16 protein-coding genes and 1 other RNA gene are annotated in these 17,523 nt (G+C 54.4%); 9 read left to right on the forward strand and 8 right to left on the reverse strand.

Annotation, left to right across the window (positions count from 1 at the left end; genetic code table 11):
* Positions 1-321: 321 nt before the first annotated feature.
* The 7 genes from L3068_RS20010 to garL all read right to left on the reverse strand — a co-directional run bounded on the left by L3068_RS20010 (position 322) and on the right by garL (position 7,085).
* Positions 322-1,587: a primase-helicase family protein gene (locus L3068_RS20010; RefSeq protein WP_227660981.1), complete on the reverse strand. Its 1,266-nt coding sequence runs from the start codon at positions 1,585-1,587 to the stop codon at positions 322-324.
* 582 nt (positions 1,588-2,169) lie between these two features.
* The gene (locus L3068_RS20015; RefSeq protein WP_064179037.1) at positions 2,170-2,598 is read right to left on the reverse strand and encodes a hypothetical protein; all 429 of its coding nucleotides are present in this window, start codon (positions 2,596-2,598) and stop codon (positions 2,170-2,172) included.
* Complete coding sequence (locus L3068_RS20020; protein WP_003844871.1) at positions 2,585-2,977, reverse strand: hypothetical protein; 393 nt, start codon at positions 2,975-2,977, stop codon at positions 2,585-2,587. Before L3068_RS20020 ends, L3068_RS20015 begins: the two co-directional genes overlap by 14 nt.
* A gap of 308 nt (positions 2,978-3,285) precedes the next feature.
* Positions 3,286-4,692 carry a tyrosine-type recombinase/integrase gene (locus L3068_RS20025; RefSeq protein WP_233467356.1) on the reverse strand — a complete coding sequence of 469 codons (1,407 nt, stop codon included), beginning with the start codon at positions 4,690-4,692 and terminating at the stop codon, positions 3,286-3,288.
* Positions 4,693-4,967: 275 nt separating this feature from the next.
* An RNA gene (gene rnpB / locus L3068_RS20030) (RNase P RNA component class A) lies at positions 4,968-5,344 on the reverse strand.
* Positions 5,345-5,403: 59 nt separating this feature from the next.
* Entirely contained in the window at positions 5,404-6,294 is an 891-nt protein-coding gene (gene garR / locus L3068_RS20035) for a 2-hydroxy-3-oxopropionate reductase (protein WP_023331370.1), read from the reverse strand.
* 20 nt (positions 6,295-6,314) lie between these two features.
* Positions 6,315-7,085 (reverse strand): 2-dehydro-3-deoxyglucarate aldolase, encoded by a 771-nt coding sequence (gene garL / locus L3068_RS20040; protein ID WP_023337841.1) that lies wholly within the window; start codon positions 7,083-7,085, stop codon positions 6,315-6,317.
* A gap of 359 nt (positions 7,086-7,444) precedes the next feature.
* On the opposite strand from garL, the gene garD reads away from it, so the two are divergent.
* Positions 7,445-9,016, forward strand: coding sequence for a galactarate dehydratase (garD, locus tag L3068_RS20045; RefSeq protein ID WP_117581450.1), 1,572 nt, complete (start codon positions 7,445-7,447; stop codon positions 9,014-9,016).
* A gap of 80 nt (positions 9,017-9,096) precedes the next feature.
* On the opposite strand, the gene L3068_RS20050 is transcribed toward garD, so the two are convergent.
* Positions 9,097-9,912 (reverse strand): DeoR family transcriptional regulator, encoded by an 816-nt coding sequence (locus tag L3068_RS20050; RefSeq protein ID WP_117581451.1) that lies wholly within the window; start codon positions 9,910-9,912, stop codon positions 9,097-9,099.
* Between the two features lie 251 nt (positions 9,913-10,163).
* Here L3068_RS20050 and kbaZ point away from each other — a divergent pair, with 251 nt between their 5' ends.
* The 8 genes from kbaZ to kbaY all read left to right on the forward strand — a co-directional run bounded on the left by kbaZ (position 10,164) and on the right by kbaY (position 17,472).
* Entirely contained in the window at positions 10,164-11,459 is a 1,296-nt protein-coding gene (gene kbaZ / locus L3068_RS20055) for a tagatose-bisphosphate aldolase subunit KbaZ (RefSeq protein WP_181969317.1), read from the forward strand.
* Between the two features lie 20 nt (positions 11,460-11,479).
* Positions 11,480-11,953, forward strand: a complete 474-nt coding sequence (agaV, locus tag L3068_RS20060; RefSeq protein WP_023331375.1) for a PTS N-acetylgalactosamine transporter subunit IIB — start codon at positions 11,480-11,482, stop codon at positions 11,951-11,953.
* A gap of 10 nt (positions 11,954-11,963) precedes the next feature.
* Positions 11,964-12,743: a PTS N-acetylgalactosamine transporter subunit IIC gene (gene agaW, locus L3068_RS20065; protein WP_045134783.1), complete on the forward strand. Its 780-nt coding sequence runs from the start codon at positions 11,964-11,966 to the stop codon at positions 12,741-12,743.
* Complete coding sequence (gene agaE, locus L3068_RS20070; protein ID WP_032635453.1) at positions 12,733-13,611, forward strand: PTS N-acetylgalactosamine transporter subunit IID; 879 nt, start codon at positions 12,733-12,735, stop codon at positions 13,609-13,611. The genes agaW and agaE overlap by 11 nt, the downstream gene beginning before the upstream one ends.
* A 16-nt stretch (positions 13,612-13,627) precedes the next feature.
* Positions 13,628-14,062 (forward strand): PTS galactosamine/N-acetylgalactosamine transporter subunit IIA, encoded by a 435-nt coding sequence (agaF, locus tag L3068_RS20075; RefSeq protein ID WP_117581457.1) that lies wholly within the window; start codon positions 13,628-13,630, stop codon positions 14,060-14,062.
* Positions 14,059-15,192 carry an N-acetylglucosamine-6-phosphate deacetylase gene (gene nagA, locus L3068_RS20080; protein ID WP_117581459.1) on the forward strand — a complete coding sequence of 378 codons (1,134 nt, stop codon included), beginning with the start codon at positions 14,059-14,061 and terminating at the stop codon, positions 15,190-15,192. The genes agaF and nagA overlap by 4 nt, the downstream gene beginning before the upstream one ends.
* Before the next feature lie 246 nt (positions 15,193-15,438).
* Complete coding sequence (locus L3068_RS20085; RefSeq protein ID WP_117581461.1) at positions 15,439-16,587, forward strand: SIS domain-containing protein; 1,149 nt, start codon at positions 15,439-15,441, stop codon at positions 16,585-16,587.
* 12 nt (positions 16,588-16,599) lie between these two features.
* Positions 16,600-17,472, forward strand: coding sequence for a tagatose-bisphosphate aldolase subunit KbaY (gene kbaY / locus L3068_RS20090; RefSeq protein WP_117581463.1), 873 nt, complete (start codon positions 16,600-16,602; stop codon positions 17,470-17,472).
* The last annotated feature ends 51 nt before the right edge of the window (positions 17,473-17,523 follow it).

Genomic DNA, 17,523 nt, shown 5'->3' on the forward strand with positions numbered 1-17,523 from the left:
CTCTACTGCGCCATTTGGGGGAATGATGAATCCTGTCCGACATTCCTCGGATCAGGGGATAGATAAGTTTTTTTAATTTCGCGTTTACACGAAGTTGTTAAGCAAACATGCGTTTTCGTCGTGGTGGCGACCTTCGCCATTAGCCAAGGTGCCACGCATAACGAACGATTGGACACGTGTTATGTTCCAACTGGGTTGTCACAGTCTTAATGAATAAGAAAAAAAGATTTAGGGCCGTTAGGGACGCTTGCCCCGTTTAGGCCTTATTTCCCAAGGGCTGGGATAGTACGGCTCTATTTTGTCAGGGCCGTTTTAGGGCTGTTATGCAGCTTCGATCTGAGGGTAGTATTTCGACAGATACCATTCACGGGCGTGTCCCTTATCCATGTCAGAATGATACCAAAGCGCACCCTTTGTTAACGGAGTGTCCTTAAATCGAGTGAGTGTGAATAATCTTGCGCTGGTATAACCGTGTTTACTTAGCCAATCCGTTGCTTCATTGTCCCGACTAAATGCCGGACAACCTTCACGAAAAGCATTGAAAGAGAACACTTGGTGGCTTTCGGTGAATACTGCCGCTTCTGACTCTGCCGGGGAGACACTTGCCTGTTTCATCCGTTCCAACGCTGCGCTGTGTGGTGGTCGGTATGGATTGAAGTCACTGAGATCGTATTGCATGAACCAACGATAGACGGCCTCCAGCCCGCCAGCTTCTAACCAGTCGCTAAGGCGTGCGATGAATGCTGCTGTTTCATCGTGATCCACTTGGTGCTTAATGAAGTGTGTCGCATAGTGCCGGCGGTCGTTATCGTCAACTTCTATTGGCGTTGGACTGTTGCTAAACGTCATGAATCGCGTGTATGTCGCTACCTTACGGGCATTCTCGTACAACGGTCTAATGTCCACTGTTGGTTCGGTCTGTATAGACTTCAGTGATTCTGCAACTCGGCGGCTTGCTTTCGGAGGATCATCGAAAACAATTATCAGATTATCGGCTAACGCGCCGTTATGTTTTTCGGTTAGTTGGGAGTAGCTCGAATAATGCTTTGTTTGCCCCGCCAGCAGCGGTGAAAGTATTTTCTGGAAGAGAAATCCTTTGCCCGTGCCGGTATCAGATGGGATCACAAGATGCCATGTTGGACGCTCTTCTGGGCGCTGGAAACAGTGAGCTAACCAAGCGCAGACGTTGGCGCGATCGTCTCCATCAGGGAACATCCTCACCAAGTATTCAAACCATGGTGTAAGGATGTCTACTGGAGACTTGTCACTGGAGAATTTGCGAAATGTATTAAGAATCCCATCGTCAGAAAGGCCAGACGGCAACGCCGGATTGAAGATACTTTGGGCAATGTATGGAAGTGTTCGAAATACAACGGACTGCCATAGTGGATTCCATGAGTTCCCTGAAAAACGAGCGTAATGTACCGCAAGGGAATCGAGACTATGATCGGTGCCTGTGTTGATGTTGCGCAACTTAACGCCACCAGGCAGTGAAATCAGGGCGTATCCCTGGCTACGCAGGTGAAGCGAGAAGGCTTCAACTGGGGGTGGGGGTGTGGCTGTGTGTGTGGTCGTCTCTTGTGTCATAGGTGTCGTGCTCCTGTGCGTCGTATAAAAGTTTAATAATCTGTGCTGCGCGTGAACGGTGTTCGCGCGTATTGTCCAGCCATTGTTCAATGTCTTTTGGAACGATTAATTGCATGGCTTAGCATCCTGTTTTTGAAGGCTTTTCATAAAGCAAGTGGTCGTAGTACGCCCATGCTGTCCCGTAGTAAACGGCGAGATTTCGGAGGTACGTTAGGAAGCGTTCCCAGCTTAGGTAGGGCCAGATCTCCAGAGCGAACTCATAAAGTTGCGTGGTTACTGCGTCATTACGTCCCAACCATGCATCAAATAACGGCTGAGCGAACTGCTGCGGCTTCCAACCCTGCTGAATTAGGAAGGCTCGCACCTTTCCCTCAAACGTGTTTGTTGAGCGATTGAGGACCAACCTACATGTCCCTGTATCGTGGTCATGGTCGATGCATGGAGAATTTAGTCTGGTGCCCGTAATCGGGTCTTTACCATCCTGGAGTGAGGACATCATTTCTCTGTAAGCCGGGCGTTGCCGGGAGGCTAACCGCCGGGAATCTGACGGCATAGCGAACTGTTGAAATTGTGCGTCTACCATCACACCTCGAATGCTGCGAAGATCGCTTGTTCAGTAGTGATAGCGTCTTTGGCTGACTGTTCGGCTGCTGCTGCTTCCTGCTTTCGCTGGCGTTGTTGACGGACGATTTCCAACACTTCTGCGGCGATATCCGACTTCAGACGTTCAGATGCCGCCGCTACAGCCTCCTGGCGTTCCTGTACCAGCAGAATCTCCGGTTTAAACATGCTCACCTCGAAGAAAGGCGAAGATTGATAATGGTTGCAGGCTTGAGGATTGAGGATGTAACCGTTGTCCAGATAAGCAGCCGCCTTAGTGATGACCAGCGGGAATACCTCGTTGAAGACGATGGTGGTGCTGACTTCGGACAATGCTACTTTTTCCGCTTGCGTGATACGTTCGTCATAAAGACGCTGGATGAGGGCTGTTTGTTCTTTAGTTAGTTTCATTAATAATGCGCTCCTTTGCTTTAAGAATTTTGTTCAGATTTATGGACTTGCAGCACTTACAGCGGAATGGGCTATCGGTGCTGGTGGCAGTTTCGCTAAGAAAATACTCGTCGCGATGATGGATAAGTCCGCTTTTTTCATACTCATTGAGATGCAGATGGGCGTTGTTGTAGCCCCATCTCTCCACGTACTCTTCAAAGGTGAAGACGTGATGTTGCTGGTGTTCCAGCCAGAGAAGGAAGCCGATTCGTTTCGGTGTCTGTGGCAGGCCCAGCAGTTTTAGCCGCGATTTGCACGCGTGCCATGTGGTGTGGTCAACCTTGCCGCGCAGACGTGCGGAGTCCGTTACGTCGATTGACGCTAAGTTTTTATTTTCCAAATAATGATTTCCTGATGGTAATAAAAAACCCGCAAGCGGATTGATCCAGCCTACCAAGGAGAAGAGGCAGAAACTGGCACCTGCGGGATTTTATGTGTTTCGGTGGGATGTCGGGGAAATCTTCCCCTTAATTACATAATAACACGAATCATTCTCATTTGTCAAGCACTTTATGAGTTTCACTATTAAAATCAATAAATTAAACCATTGGAAGCGGTGGCGTACCTGATGAGAAAAACACGCTGTTTGCCATAATTTATAAAAGTAGGGGGAATCCCCCCTGCACTTACAGGAAGGTTGATGAGAGTTTAGTCCCAGCAAATACCATCAACCACTGGAAGTAAATTCGTCACAGTAAACTTGTGGGTGTATCGCTGGGTTTGCCCTTCCCCACTATGCTCATGTCCGACCACCTTCTGAACTGGCGTAAGCTCGTTAGTTTTTCGCGCTTCTGTAATAAATGTGTGGCGAAGGCTGTGCACGACGCGGCGAGCGCCATAATCATTGAGATAAGGGATCTCAAGAACCTCACGAATATCGTGGAAAAAGTGGGTGATCTGGTTGAAGTTAGTGAGGTCAGGGAAAAGCGAATCGCCAGCAGAGAATCCCTCTACATAGTCCAAAAATCCAAGATCAAGCAGATGAAGTGATAGCGGTACTTGCCTCGTACCTGCTTCGGTTTTGGTATCATCAATCATGATGTAGTAACGCTGGGAATCATCATCAAGACGAACATCCGAACGCTTTAGTTTGGCGATCTCTGCCCGACGTGCACCAGTATAGGCAAGGAGGAGCGGTATCCACTTTTTCCAACCTGATAGATTTTTGAAATGGGCCACCAGCCTGCGCATTTCTGTTTTGCTGTAGTCTCCATAGCTTTTGCTGTGTGCTTCATAACGAACGTTTAGCGTCGGTGAAGATGCCAGTATATCCATTTCAGATGTTAGATAAGTAGAGAACAACCCCTGGCATAGCTTCAGATAATCTTTAACGGTCTTCGGTGCCACACGGTCATCCTCGGGAACCTCATCCAAATCTAAACACTCCCGAACCGTCATCTTGTTATATGGCTTCTTGTTCTGACGGGGTAGACCCGCCACCACTTCCAGCAAGTTTTTGATATCGCGGCGGGTGATTTTGTCCACTGGCGTATCAGCCCCCAGCACTTCTCTGATGACCATGAAGTACTTTTCGTTCCCCTTCCGAATCTTCGGATTCCAATCTGATTTGAACACCAGAAAACCATCCCATGCCTTTTGCAATGTCATGGCTGGCGCAGAATCTTCAACCGGAGACACTGCGACAGGTAGAGGGATTTTCTGTTTCAGATCGTTGAGGATCTGGGAGTACGTCGAAAAATCTTTACTCAGAAAAGCTGCATTGGCCTTCTGCGACTGGTGCAAAAGAATATCGTACTTTGACGCTGTGGCGACAATGGCACTTTCCATACCTGAAATATCGAAACGCTGAGCCAGAGACTCAAGAAAAAAAGATTCCGTCGGGGATGCTTCGCCGTTGAAGAGTTGATCTTCATAGAACTCTTGAAAAAACTGTGCGAACGCCCGACCAGTATCTGGTGATAACGGTGGGGTTACATCTCCCCTTATTTTTCGCTGGCGAGCGTCGGCGGGGATATTCTCAACATAGCCATAAATCTCTGCATGTTGCGCGGCTACGAAAGCATCAATGTCATGCTGGGATAGCTTTTTCATCATTCGTATGATTCTCTGTAACTGATCGCGGTGGATAGTACCAGATCGCAAAAGAGCGAAGAATGGCGTTAGTCGGGAGATCAGGAACTGACATCGGCGTGGGCTATCCGTACCAAGCGAGCAACGGAAAAATTGATTATCAGACAATCTGAAGTAAGCGTAAAAAACGCCGTTACGCTGAAGCGTATGAGGTAGGTAACAATCGTTGATGTATCCCATTCTGTATCTCATTTATGCTTCTAAGTGCCTGAGATACATCAACTTATTGTTTTTAAAGAAGTTGAAGCTGACCGATAAGCCGGGTTCTGTCGTGGACAGTCATTCATCTAGGCCAGCAATCGCTCACTGGCTCAAGCAGCCTACCCGGGTTCAGTACGGGCCGTACCATGTGAACCCCTATTTGGCCTTGCTCCGGGTGGAGTTTACCGTGCCACGGACTGTTACCAGCCGCGCGGTGCGCTCTTACCGCACCCTTTCACCCTTACCTGATCCCGCTTGCGCGGGCCATCGGCGGTTTGCTCTCTGTTGCACTGGTCGTGGGTTTCCCCCCCAGGCGTTACCTGGCACCCTGCCCTATGGAGCCCGGACTTTCCTCCCCTCCGCCCGTCTCCCCCGAAAGGGACGACGACGAAGCGGCGACTGTCTGGTCAGCTTCGGCGCGCAGTATAGAGGGTTTGCGCGCCGCTGTCACCTTCAGGTGCAGGCAAGACGTAATTAACGCGCAACTTCTACCTTTGCCAGTTTTTCGTAGTAGCATGCAATCGCGCTGTGATCGGCCGTGCCCAGACCATCTGCACGCAACGCCTGCATCATCTCCATCACCGCCGCGGTCAGCGGCAGCTGTGCGCCTACGCCGTGGGACGTATCGAGCGCGTTCGCCAGATCTTTTATGTGCAGGTCGATACGGAATCCCGGTTTGAAGTTACGGTCCATCACCATCGGCGCTTTGGCATCCAGCACGGTACTTCCCGCCAGACCACCGCGAATCGCCTGATAGACCAGGTCCGGGTTAACGCCCGCTTTGGTTGCCAGCGTCAGCGCTTCAGACATCGCGGCGATGTTCAGCGCCACAATGACCTGGTTCGCCAGCTTGGTCACGTTGCCCGCGCCAATTTCACCCGTATGCACCACGGAGCCTGCCATCGCTTTCATCAGGTCATAGTATTTATCGAAAATAGCTTTATCCCCGCCGACCATCACCGACAGCGTGCCGTCGATCGCTTTCGGCTCACCGCCGCTGACCGGCGCGTCCAGCATATCCACGCCCTTCGCTTTTAGCGCCTCGCTGATTTCACGACTTGCAAGCGGTGCGATAGAGCTCATATCAATCAGCACCAGGCCGGGCTTCGCGCCCTCAATGATGCCGTTCTCCCCCAGCGCGACCTCTTTAACATGCGGGGAGTTTGGCAGCATGGTAATGATGACATCGCACTGCTCAGCAATCGCTTTGGCGGTGGAGGCTGTTTCTGCGCCAGCCGCCATCACCTCGGCCACAGATTGCGGATTATGATCGGAGACCACCAGTGAGTAACCCGCTTTGATGAGGTTCTTACTCATTGGTTTACCCATGATCCCCAGGCCAATAAAACCCACTTTCAGCGTCATAACTGTTTCCTCAATGATGGTTATTTTTTAAAAGCGTCCGCTAATTTCTGCGTCGCTGAGCGGAACACCCCGAGATCGCTGCCGACGGCAACAAAGGTGGCTCCCCACTCCAGATAACGTCGGGCGTCGGCTTCAACCGGCGCCAGTATGCCGCTCGGTTTACCGTGTGCTTTGGCGCGAGCAAATATGTGCTGGATCGCACGCTGCACGTCAGGGTGGCTGGCATTGCCCAGGTGGCCAAAGGCGGCAGCCAGATCGCTTGGGCCGACAAAGATACCATCCACACCGTTTGTGGCTGCAATAGCGTCGAGGTTATCAACCCCCTGCTGGCTCTCAATCTGCACCAGAACAGTGATGTTGCTATTGGACTGCGCGAAGTAGTCCGGCACGGTGCCGAACATGTTGGCGCGGTGTGAGACGGAGACGCCGCGGATCCCTTCCGGCGGGTAGCGCGTTGACGCCACGGCCAGCGCCGCTTGTTCCTGGGTTTCCACAAACGGGATGAGGAAATTGTAGAATCCGATATCCAGCAAACGTTTGACGATCACCGGGTCATTGGTTGGCACTCGCACCACCGGGGCGCTGGCGCTGCCTTTCAGGGCCATCAGTTGCGGAATAAAGGTGCTGATATCATTTGGCGCATGTTCGCCGTCGAGCACCAGCCAGTCAAAACCAGCAAGGCCCAGCACTTCAGTACTTATTGGGTTTGCCAGCGCAGACCAACAGCCAATCTGGATCTGGTGCGCCGCAAGGGCCGCTTTAAACGTATTCGGGAAGATATTGTTATTCATCACTTATACCTTTTTAATTCCGCAGTTTGAGCCGGGATTATTTATTGCGAAACATATTGTTTTTATATTTATTTCTCTGACTGAATGTTGGCAATATAAAATCGTCCTTCAGTATAATCGTCACTTCACAACAGCACATTGTTTTTATGCTCAAGTATTGCGCCTCATTTCAACGCCATTTTGAGCATCTGCCCAACGCTGTGGGCGCTAATGCACAGAATCAGGGATTAGTCAGCCTGACGCGATCGCGATCACATTTTTACCGGTCTTCTGCTGACATTCTTTATTTCCTCGAGAATAAAACGATTATCCAACGGGTTAAATTTACTATCTGACACTTTGCCGGAGAAATGTGAATAATGGCCGATATTGAAATGAGAGAGGCATCGCCGACGGCGTTTTATATAAAAGTTCACGATACGGATAACGTGGCGATTATTGTCAATGACAATGGCTTAAAAGCGGGAACACGCTTCCCGGACGGACTGACGTTAATTGAACATATTCCCCAGGGGCATAAGGTCGCACTGGTCGATATTCCTGCCCATGGGGAGATCGTGCGTTACGGTGAAGTCATCGGCTATGCCGTACGCGCAATTCCGCAGGGAAGCTGGATTGAGGAGTCGCTGGTTGAACTGCCAAAAGCGCCACCGCTGAACACCCTGCCACTTGCCACCCGCGTACCGGAACCGCTTCCCCCACTGGAAGGCTATACCTTTGAAGGCTATCGCAATCCGGACGGCAGCGTCGGTACCAAAAATCTTCTTGGTCTCACCACCAGCGTACACTGCGTGGCGGGCGTGGTGGATTACGTGGTGAAAATCATCGAACGCGATCTGCTGCCGAAATACCCGAACGTCGATGGCGTGGTTGGCCTGAACCATCTCTATGGCTGTGGCGTAGCGATCAACGCGCCAGCGGCGGTCGTGCCGATCCGTACCATTCATAATATTGCCCTCAACCCGAATTTTGGCGGCGAGGTGATGGTGATTGGTCTGGGGTGCGAAAAACTGCAGCCTGAGCGTCTGCTGCAGGGTACCGAAGACGTCAAAGCCATTCCGGCAGACGAGGCCAGCATTGTACGCCTGCAGGACGAACGCCACATTGGGTTCCGGTCTATGGTCGACGATATTCTGCAGGTTGCCGAGCGTCATCTCGATAAGCTCAACCGACGCCAGCGCGAAACCTGCCCCGTCTCTGACCTGGTGGTGGGAACCCAGTGCGGCGGCAGCGATGCGTTCTCTGGCGTGACGGCCAACCCGGCGGTGGGCTTCGCGTCCGACCTGCTTGTTCGTTGCGGTGCGACGGTGATGTTCTCTGAAGTGACCGAAGTCCGTGATGCCATCCATTTACTGACGCCGCGCGCCGTCAATGAAGAAGTGGGCCAGCGCCTGCTTGAGGAGATGGCCTGGTACGATAACTATCTCGACATGGGTAAAACCGACCGTAGCGCGAATCCGTCTCCGGGAAACAAAAAAGGGGGCCTGGCGAACGTCGTGGAAAAAGCCCTGGGTTCGATTGCTAAATCCGGCCAAAGCGCGATTGTGGAAGTCCTCTCTCCGGGACAGCGGCCGACCAAACGCGGCCTGATCTACGCGGCAACGCCTGCCAGCGATTTTGTTTGCGGCACCCAGCAGGTGGCATCCGGCATTACGGTACAGGTCTTTACCACCGGACGCGGCACGCCGTATGGCCTGATGGCAGTCCCGGTGATCAAAATGGCGACGCGCACCGAGCTGGCAAACCGCTGGTACGACTTAATGGATATCAACGCGGGAACCATCGCCACCGGAGAAGAGAGCATTGAGGAAGTGGGCTGGAAGCTATTCCACTTCATTCTGGACGTGGCAAGCGGGCGGAAGAAAACGTTCTCGGATCAATGGGGATTACATAACCAGCTGGCGGTGTTTAACCCGGCACCAGTGACGTGATGACTTCCCACCCTGCCCTCTCCCTACGGGGGAGAGGGCAAAAAAAGCAGCGAACGCTCCCCTCTCCCGGTGGGAGAGGGTTAGGGTGAGGGGGAAACCAGCACTACATCAATCCCGCTTTTACGCAATCCATCCAGACTTTCCGCCGGAATGCCTTCATCGACAATAATCATATCAATCCTTTGCGTATCAATGATTTTATGCAGGCTTGAGCGGTTGAACTTGCTGGAATCAGTCACAACGATAATGCGCTCTGCCACCTCGCACATTTTGCGATTCAGACGCGCTTCATCCTCGTTATGCGTGCTCACGCCACGATCCAGATCGATGGCATCAACGCCCAGGAACAGCAAATCAAAGTGATAATTCTGTAAGGACTGTTCCGCCTGGTCGCCATAGAAAGACTGCGACTGACGACGCAAGTGGCCACCGGTCATCAGCAGTTCCACCCCTTCCGCTTCCAGCAACGCATTCGCCACATTCATTCCATTGGTCATGGCAATGACATCCGTGTGCTGGCGCAGCATTCTGGCAATTTCAAAGGTCGTGGTGCCAGAGTCGAGAATAATGCGATGGCCCGGCTTCACCAGCGCGGCGGCGGCCTGAGCGATGCTGCGCTTGACAGCCGTATTGAGCGAACTTTTATCCTCAACGGAGGGCTCGATGCCGGGCAAATTACCTTCACAAATTAGCGCCCCGCCGTAAGCGCGAACAGCGATGCCCTGCCTTTCCAGGAATGCCAGATCGTTACGGATCGTCACTGTCGATACGCCATATAAATGAGAAAGATCGTTAACCTGCACGCTTCCCTGCGCCCGCAACCGCTGAATGATCTGCTCTCGCCTTTCACTGGTACCGGTGACGCGCTTTTCTGCGGATGAATCGGAGCTATTCATATGAAGTCCTTAATCAATACACTTTCGTTTCATTTCGTTTTGCCTATTAACGCCTTTCTTTTTGTGGAATGCAAGCGCTGTCTGGGGGACATACGCAAACAAGCCCGACGCTGAAACCTTTCATTATGTTTCTTTTGTGAAACAGATCGGAAAACCATTATCTTTCGTTTTATTTTTACATCACCATAATGCAGGATTAAATGAAACAGAACGAAAGATGACTACCAACGCCATCCGAAATGGAGAGGAAAGTGAAACATCTGACAGAAATGGTGGAACAACATAAACGGGGGAAGGCAAACGGAATTTATGCCGTCTGTTCCGCACATCCACTGGTACTTGAAGCGGCCATTCGTTACGCCCAGTTACGCTGCACGCCACTGCTGATCGAAGCGACCTCAAACCAGGTGGATCAGTTTGGCGGCTACACCGGCATGACGCCCGCCGATTTTCACGGTTTCGTTAGCAGGCTGGCGGAGTTCCTTGGTTTTCCGACGTCACAATTGATCCTCGGCGGCGATCACCTGGGCCCAAACCGGTGGCAAAACCTGCCGGCTTTACAGGCGATGGCGAACGCCGACGATCTGATCAGAAGCTACGTCACTGCGGGGTTTAAGAAGATCCATCTGGACTGCAGTATGCCCTGCGAGGACGATCCGGTTCCCTTAACCGATGCCATCGTCGCTGAGCGCGCCGCGCGTCTGGCCAAAATTGCCGAAGACACCTGCCGTGCGAAATTTGGTGTAGCCGATCTGGTCTACGTTATTGGCACGGAGGTGCCGGTTCCCGGTGGTGCACATGAAACGCTGAGTGAACTTGAAGTCACCACGCCTGAGGCGGCGCGCGCCACGCTTGAAGCGCATCGCCATGCATTTGAGAAAGTAGGGTTGAACGACATCTGGCCACGCATTATCGGCCTGGTGGTTCAGCCTGGCGTGGAGTTCGACCACGCCCACGTCTGCGATTATCAACCGCAAAAAGCCATCGCCCTGAGTGAAATGGTTGAAACCTACGACACGCTGGTATTTGAAGCGCACTCCACTGACTACCAGACATCACAGGCGTTGCGCCAGCTGGTGAAAGATCACTTTGCAATCTTAAAAGTCGGCCCGGCCCTGACCTTTGCCCTGCGTGAAGCGCTGTTCTCACTGGCCGCCATTGAAGAGGAGCTGCTGCCAGCCAAAGCCAGCTCTGGCCTGCGTCACGTACTGGAAAACGTGATGCTCGATCGCCCCGAGTACTGGCAAAGCCATTATCACGGTGACGGCAACGCACGGCGGCTGGCACGGGGCTACAGCTACTCCGACCGCGTGCGCTATTACTGGCCAGACAGCGAGATTGACGATGCCTTTGAACGACTGGTCCGCAACCTGGATGACGAACCCATCCCGCTGCCGCTCATCAGTCAGTATTTGCCGTTGCAATACGGCAAAGTTCGCGAGGGCGCTCTCAAGTCGACACCGCGGGAACTCATCATTGACCACATTCAGGACATACTCCAGCAGTACCATGCCGCCTGCGAAGGCGTACCGACTCAACACGCATAATTAAAAAAGAGGAAAACACTATGCCAAACATTGTCTTATGCCGCATTGATGAACGCCTGATCCACGGACAGGTGGGCGTTCAGTGGGTAGGGTTTGCGGGGGCGAACCTGGTTCTGGTGGCAAATGACGAGGTTGCAGACGATCCGGTTCAACAGAACCTGATGGAAATGGTACTTGCGGAAGGGATCGCCGTGCGCTTCTGGTCTCTGCAAAAAGTTATCGACAACATTCACCGCGCCGCTGACCGCCAGAAGATTCTGCTGGTCTGTAAATCACCCGCCGATTTTTTAACGCTGGTAGAGGGCGGCGTGCCCATCACCCGTATTAACGTCGGAAACATGCATTACGCCAGTGGCAAACGGCAAATTGCCAAAACGGTATCTGTCGACGCGAACGATATCACTGCGTTCAACGGCCTGAAAGCGGCCGGGGTGGAATGCATCGTTCAGGGCGTTCCAACAGAGGCTGCTTTGGATCTCTTTAAACTGCTATGAGGGATTCACAATGGAAATCAGTCTGTTGCAGGCTTTCGCGCTGGGGCTTCTCGCCTTTATCGCGGGCCTGGATATGTTTAACGGGTTAACACACATGCACCGCCCGGTGGTACTGGGGCCACTGGTTGGTCTGATTCTGGGCGATCTGCATACCGGCATTCTGACCGGCGGCACGTTAGAGCTGGTCTGGATGGGTCTGGCGCCGCTGGCTGGTGCGCAACCGCCAAACGTGATTATCGGCACCATTGTCGGCACCACGTTTGCCATTACCACAGGCGTGAAACCGGATGTCGCCGTTGGGGTCGCTGTACCGTTTGCTGTTGCGGTACAAATGGGCATTACCTTCCTCTTCTCCGTGATGTCCGGCGTCATGTCCCGTTGCGATCGCATGGCGGCTAATGCGGACACGCACGGTATTGAACGGGTTAACTATCTTGCCCTGCTGGCGCTGGGTATCTTCTACTTTCTCTGCGCTTTTCTGCCAATTTACTTCGGTGCGGAGCACGCGAAAACCGCCATTGATGTCCTGCCGGAACGTCTGATAGACGGTCTCGGTGTTGCAGGCGGCATCATGCCAGCCATCGGCTTCGCCGTGCTGCTGAAGATCATGATGAAAAACGTCTACATCCCTTACTTCATTATCGGTTTTGTCGCTGCGGCCTGGCTAAAACTTCCGGTGCTGGCGATTGCGGCTGCTGCGCTGGCGATGGCGCTGATCGACCTGATGCGTAAATCACCTGAACCGACGGCTCCTGCGGCCCAGAAAGAGGAATTCGAAGATGGCATCTAATCAAACCACTCTGCCAGGCGTGTCTGAAAGTGAAGAGACCCTGCTCACCGGCGTAAACGAAAACATCTATGAAGACCAGAGCATCGGTGCCGAACTGACGAAAAAGGACATTAACCGTGTCGCATGGCGCTCCATGCTATTACAGGCCTCGTTTAACTACGAGCGTATGCAGGCCTCCGGCTGGCTGTATGGATTACTGCCTGGGCTGAAAAAGATCCACACCAACAAGCGGGACCTGGCGCGGGCGATGAAAGGCCACATGGGGTTCTTTAATACCCATCCGTTCCTGGTCACCTTTGTTATCGGCATCATTCTGGCGATGGAGCGCTCCAAGCAGGATGTGAACAGCATCCAGAGCACCAAAATTGCCGTGGGCGCGCCGCTCGGCGGCATTGGCGATGCCATGTTCTGGCTCACGCTGCTGCCCATCTGCGGCGGTATTGGTGCCAGCCTGGCGCTACAGGGTTCGATTCTGGGTGCGGTGGTCTTTATCGTGCTGTTTAACGTGGTGCACCTCGGCCTGCGCTTTGGTCTGGCGCACTACGCCTACCGGATGGGCGTTGCCGCGATCCCGTTGATTAAAGCCAATACCAAAAAGGTCGGCCACGCTGCGTCTATCGTCGGGATGACGGTGATCGGCGCGCTGGTAGCAACCTATGTGCGCCTGAATACCACGCTTGAAATCAAAGCCGGGGATGCGGTTGTCAAACTGCAAGCCGACGTCATCGACAAGCTGATGCCCGCATTTCTGCCGCTGGTCTATACCCTGACCATGTTCTGGCTGGTGCGTCGTGGCTGGAGCCCGCTGCGCCTGATTGGTATCACCGTGGTGCTGGGCGTTGTCGGTAAATTCTGTCACTTCCTGTAAAAGCAAAGAGGTCGCGATGTTAGGCATCATTTTGACGGGTCACGGTGGGTTTGCCAGCGGACTTGAACAGGCGATGAAGCAGATCCTCGGCGAGCAGCCGCAGTTTATCGCCATCGATTTCCCGGAAACCTCCTCGACTGCGCGGCTAACCGCGCAGCTTGAGCAGGCGGTAACTGAACTGGATCCCCAGTACGATATCGTGTTTCTTACCGATCTGCTCGGCGGTACGCCGTTTCGCGTAGCGTCAACGCTTGCGATGCAAAAGCCGGGACGGGAAGTGATCACCGGCACCAACCTGCAACTTCTGCTGGAAATGGTGCTGGAACGCGACGGGTTAAGTAGCGAAGCGTTTCGTCTGCAGGCGCTCGCGTGTGGCCATCGCGGCCTGACCAGCCTGGTGGATGAGCTTGGGCGCTGTCGAGAGGAAGCCCCTGCTGAGGAAGGGATATGAGCCAGCTGCTGCGCGCGCGACGGATCCTTACCGAACAGGGCTGGCTGGACGACCACCAGCTACGCATTGAAAGCAGTGCGGTTGCGGCGATTGAACCCATCCCGGCGGGCGTTACGACGCGGGATGCGAAGCTGCTTTGCCCGGCCTATATCGACACGCACGTCCACGGCGGCGCTGGCGTGGACGTCATGGATGATGCGCCCGGCGTGCTGGACACCCTGGCAATGCATAAAGCCCGCGAAGGCGTGGGCGCATTTCTGCCCACCACCGTGACCGCGCCGCTGAAGGCCATCCACGCCGCGCTGATGCGTATCGCCCGGCGCAGTCAGTCCGGCGGCTCGGGCGCGCAGATCCTGGGCAGCTATCTGGAAGGACCGTACTTTACGCCGCAGAACAAAGGGGCGCATCCGCCGGAGCTGTTCCGGGAGCTGGATATCGTCGAGCTGGACAGGCTGGCTGACGTTTCACAGGGCACGCTACGGGTGGTGGCGCTCGCGCCAGAAAAACCCGGCGCGCTGCAGGCGATTCGCCATCTTAAACAGCGCGGGATACGCGTGATGCTGGGCCACGGCGCTGCCACGTACCGGCAAACACTTGCCGCGTTTGATGCGGGTGCCGACGGGCTGGTTCACTGCTACAACGGCATGACGGGGCTGCACCACAGAGAGCCCGGAATGGTCGGCGCAGGGCTTACGGACAAACGGGCGTGGCTGGAGCTGATTGCCGACGGGCACCACGTCCATCCGGGGGCGATGCGCTTATGCTGCTGCTGCGCGCAGGAGCGCGTGGTGCTGATTACCGATGCAATGGAGGCGGCAGGTATGCCGGATGGACGGTATACGCTTTGTGGCGAAGAGGTCTCGATGCAAAACGGCGTTGTTCGAACCGGCTCCGGCGGGCTGGCGGGCAGCACGCTGTCGCTGGATGCCGCGGTCAGGAATATGGTGGAGTATGCGGGCGTAACCGCCGAAGACGCTATCCATATGGCCTCGCTGCACCCTGCCCGGCTGTTGGGCGTTGACGGTCAGCTAGGATCCTTAGCCCCGGGTAAACGCGCCAATATCATTGCGCTGGACGGGGGTTTACACCTCCAGCAGATCTGGATTCAGGGACAGGCTCTCTCCCTTTAGCCCTTTCATTGTGTCTCCTGTTGGCCTTACGGCACCCGATCGTAAGGCCTTTCTTTTCCTTTCCTTAACTCTTCCCTTTCCTTTCACGATCACACTTTTCGTTTTATTTCTTTTCTTTCATTGAAGTTTCGATTTCTTTTCTATAGATTTTATTTAACTGCTTAAGTGAACAAGTGAAACGAAACGAAAGATAGCGACACGATTGCCAGCGTCTGATGTGGAATTCACACGACTAAGGACTGAGTTATGCCACAAACCACTACCGCCGCGACAACCGGCACCTGGACAGAGGAAGAGATCCGCCAGCAGCCTGCCAGCTGGATCCGCTCGCTCAACAACATCGATAACCTGCGTGCTTCGATCGACAGTTTCCTGACGCCGCTGCTGCGCAAGGAGGATCTGCGGATCGTCCTGACCGGCGCGGGCACATCCGCCTTTATCGGCGATATCGTTTCTCCCTGGCTCGCGAGCTACACCGGGAAAAACTTCACTGCCGTGCCGACAACCGATCTGGTCACGAACCCGGTGGACTACTTCAGCCCTGCGCATCCGCTGCTGCTGATTTCGTTTGCCCGCTCCGGCAACAGCCCGGAAAGCGTCGCGGCCGTCGAGCTGGCAAACCAGTTCGTGCCGGAGTGCTACCACCTGTCGATCACCTGCAACGAGGCGGGGAGCCTGTACCAGAACGCCGTCGACAGCGATAACGCCTTTGCCCTGCTGATGCCTGCCGAAACGCACGATCGCGGGTTCGCGATGACCAGCAGCATTACCACCATGATGGCGAGCTGTCTGGCGGTGTTCGCGCCGGAAACGATCAATAGCCACACCTTCCGCGACGTCGCCGATCGCTGTCAGGCGATCCTCACCGCGCTCGGCGATTTCAGCCACGGCGTCTTTGGCAATGAAGCGTGGAAACGCGTCGTCTATCTGGGAAGCGGCGGCCTGCAGGGCGCGGCGCGCGAATCGGCGCTGAAGGTGCTGGAGCTGACGGCGGGCAAGCTGGCGGCGTTTTACGATTCCCCGACGGGCTTCCGTCACGGGCCGAAGTCGCTGGTCGATAGCGAAACGCTGGTGGTGGTGTTTATCTCCAGCCATCCGTATACGCGTCAGTACGATCTGGATCTGCTGGCCGAGCTGCGCCGCGATCGCCAGGCCCTGCGCGTCGTCGCCATCGCCGCTGAAAACGATCCGGCCATTGAAGCGGGTCCGCACATTCTGCTGCCGCCTTCACGTCCGTTTATCGATATGGAACAGGCGTTCTGCTTCCTGATGTATGCCCAGGTCTTTGCACTCACCCAGTCGCTCAGCGTAGGCAATACGCCCGATACGCCATCCGCCAGCGGGACGGTCAACCGTGTAGTGCAGGGCGTTGTTATTCATCCGTGGCAGGCTTAAGAGGATCGGATCATGAGTATCATTTCAACCAAATATCTTCTGCAGGACGCACAGGCAAAAGGCTACGCCGTTCCGGCGTTCAACATCCACAACGCGGAGACGATCCAGGCGATCCTTGAAGCGTGCAGCGAAATGCGATCGCCTGTAATCCTCGCGGGCACGCCGGGCACCTTTAAGCATATTGCGCTGGAAGAGATCTACGCCCTGTGCAGCGCGTACTCCCACACCTACAACATGCCGCTGGCGCTGCATCTCGATCACCACGAATCGCTGGATGATATACGCCGCAAGGTCAACGCGGGCGTGCGCAGCGCGATGATCGACGGCAGCCACTATCCGTTTGAACAAAACGTGAAACTGGTGAAGTCGGTGGTCGATTTCTGCCACCTCAACGACTGCAGCGTCGAAGCCGAGCTGGGCCGTCTGGGCGGCGTGGAAGATGACATGAGCGTAGACGCCGAAAGCGCGTTCCTCACCGATCCGCAGGAGGCGAAACGCTTCGTCGAACTGACCGGCGTCGATAGCCTTGCCGTCGCCATCGGCACCGCACACGGCCTGTATACCAAACGTCCGAAAATCGACTTCCAGCGGCTGGCGGAAATCCGCGAAGTGGTCACCGTGCCGCTGGTGCTGCACGGCGCGAGCGATGTGCAGGATGAGTTTGTTCGCCGCACCATCGAGCTGGGCGTATGCAAAGTCAACGTGGCCACCGAGCTGAAAATTGCCTTCTCTGACGCGGTTAAAGCCTGGTTTGCCGAAAACCCGCAGGGGAACGATCCGCGCTTCTACATGCGGGTAGGCATGGACGCCATGAAAGAGGTGGTCAGAAGCAAGATCGCCGTTTGCGGCTCGGCAAACCGGCTCCTGCTTCCTGCCGAAGCCTGATCCCATCGCGCATTACGTCAATACCTAAAAAATAACTATAAGCCTCGCAAA

Source organism: Enterobacter cloacae complex sp. ECL414 (genome assembly GCF_021869685.1).
In the GTDB taxonomy this organism is placed as follows: domain Bacteria; phylum Pseudomonadota; class Gammaproteobacteria; order Enterobacterales; family Enterobacteriaceae; genus Enterobacter; species Enterobacter kobei.

Bases quoted from the DNA above. Each gene is read 5' to 3' on its own strand.
- L3068_RS20010 (WP_227660981.1), bottom strand. From the start codon at position 1,587: ATGACACAAGAGACGACCACACACACAGCCACACCCCCACCCCCAGTT.
- L3068_RS20015 (WP_064179037.1), bottom strand. From the start codon at position 2,598: ATGAAACTAACTAAAGAACAAACAGCCCTCATCCAGCGTCTTTATGAC.
- L3068_RS20025 (WP_233467356.1), bottom strand. From the start codon at position 4,692: ATGATGAAAAAGCTATCCCAGCATGACATTGATGCTTTCGTAGCCGCG.
- garR (WP_023331370.1), bottom strand. From the start codon at position 6,294: ATGACGCTGAAAGTGGGTTTTATTGGCCTGGGGATCATGGGTAAACCA.
- garL (WP_023337841.1), bottom strand. From the start codon at position 7,085: ATGAATAACAATATCTTCCCGAATACGTTTAAAGCGGCCCTTGCGGCG.
- garD (WP_117581450.1), top strand. From the start codon at position 7,445: ATGGCCGATATTGAAATGAGAGAGGCATCGCCGACGGCGTTTTATATA.
- L3068_RS20050 (WP_117581451.1), bottom strand. From the start codon at position 9,912: ATGAATAGCTCCGATTCATCCGCAGAAAAGCGCGTCACCGGTACCAGT.
- agaV (WP_023331375.1), top strand. From the start codon at position 11,480: ATGCCAAACATTGTCTTATGCCGCATTGATGAACGCCTGATCCACGGA.
- agaW (WP_045134783.1), top strand. From the start codon at position 11,964: ATGGAAATCAGTCTGTTGCAGGCTTTCGCGCTGGGGCTTCTCGCCTTT.
- agaE (WP_032635453.1), top strand. From the start codon at position 12,733: ATGGCATCTAATCAAACCACTCTGCCAGGCGTGTCTGAAAGTGAAGAG.
- agaF (WP_117581457.1), top strand. From the start codon at position 13,628: ATGTTAGGCATCATTTTGACGGGTCACGGTGGGTTTGCCAGCGGACTT.
- nagA (WP_117581459.1), top strand. From the start codon at position 14,059: ATGAGCCAGCTGCTGCGCGCGCGACGGATCCTTACCGAACAGGGCTGG.
- L3068_RS20085 (WP_117581461.1), top strand. From the start codon at position 15,439: ATGCCACAAACCACTACCGCCGCGACAACCGGCACCTGGACAGAGGAA.
- kbaY (WP_117581463.1), top strand. From the start codon at position 16,600: ATGAGTATCATTTCAACCAAATATCTTCTGCAGGACGCACAGGCAAAA.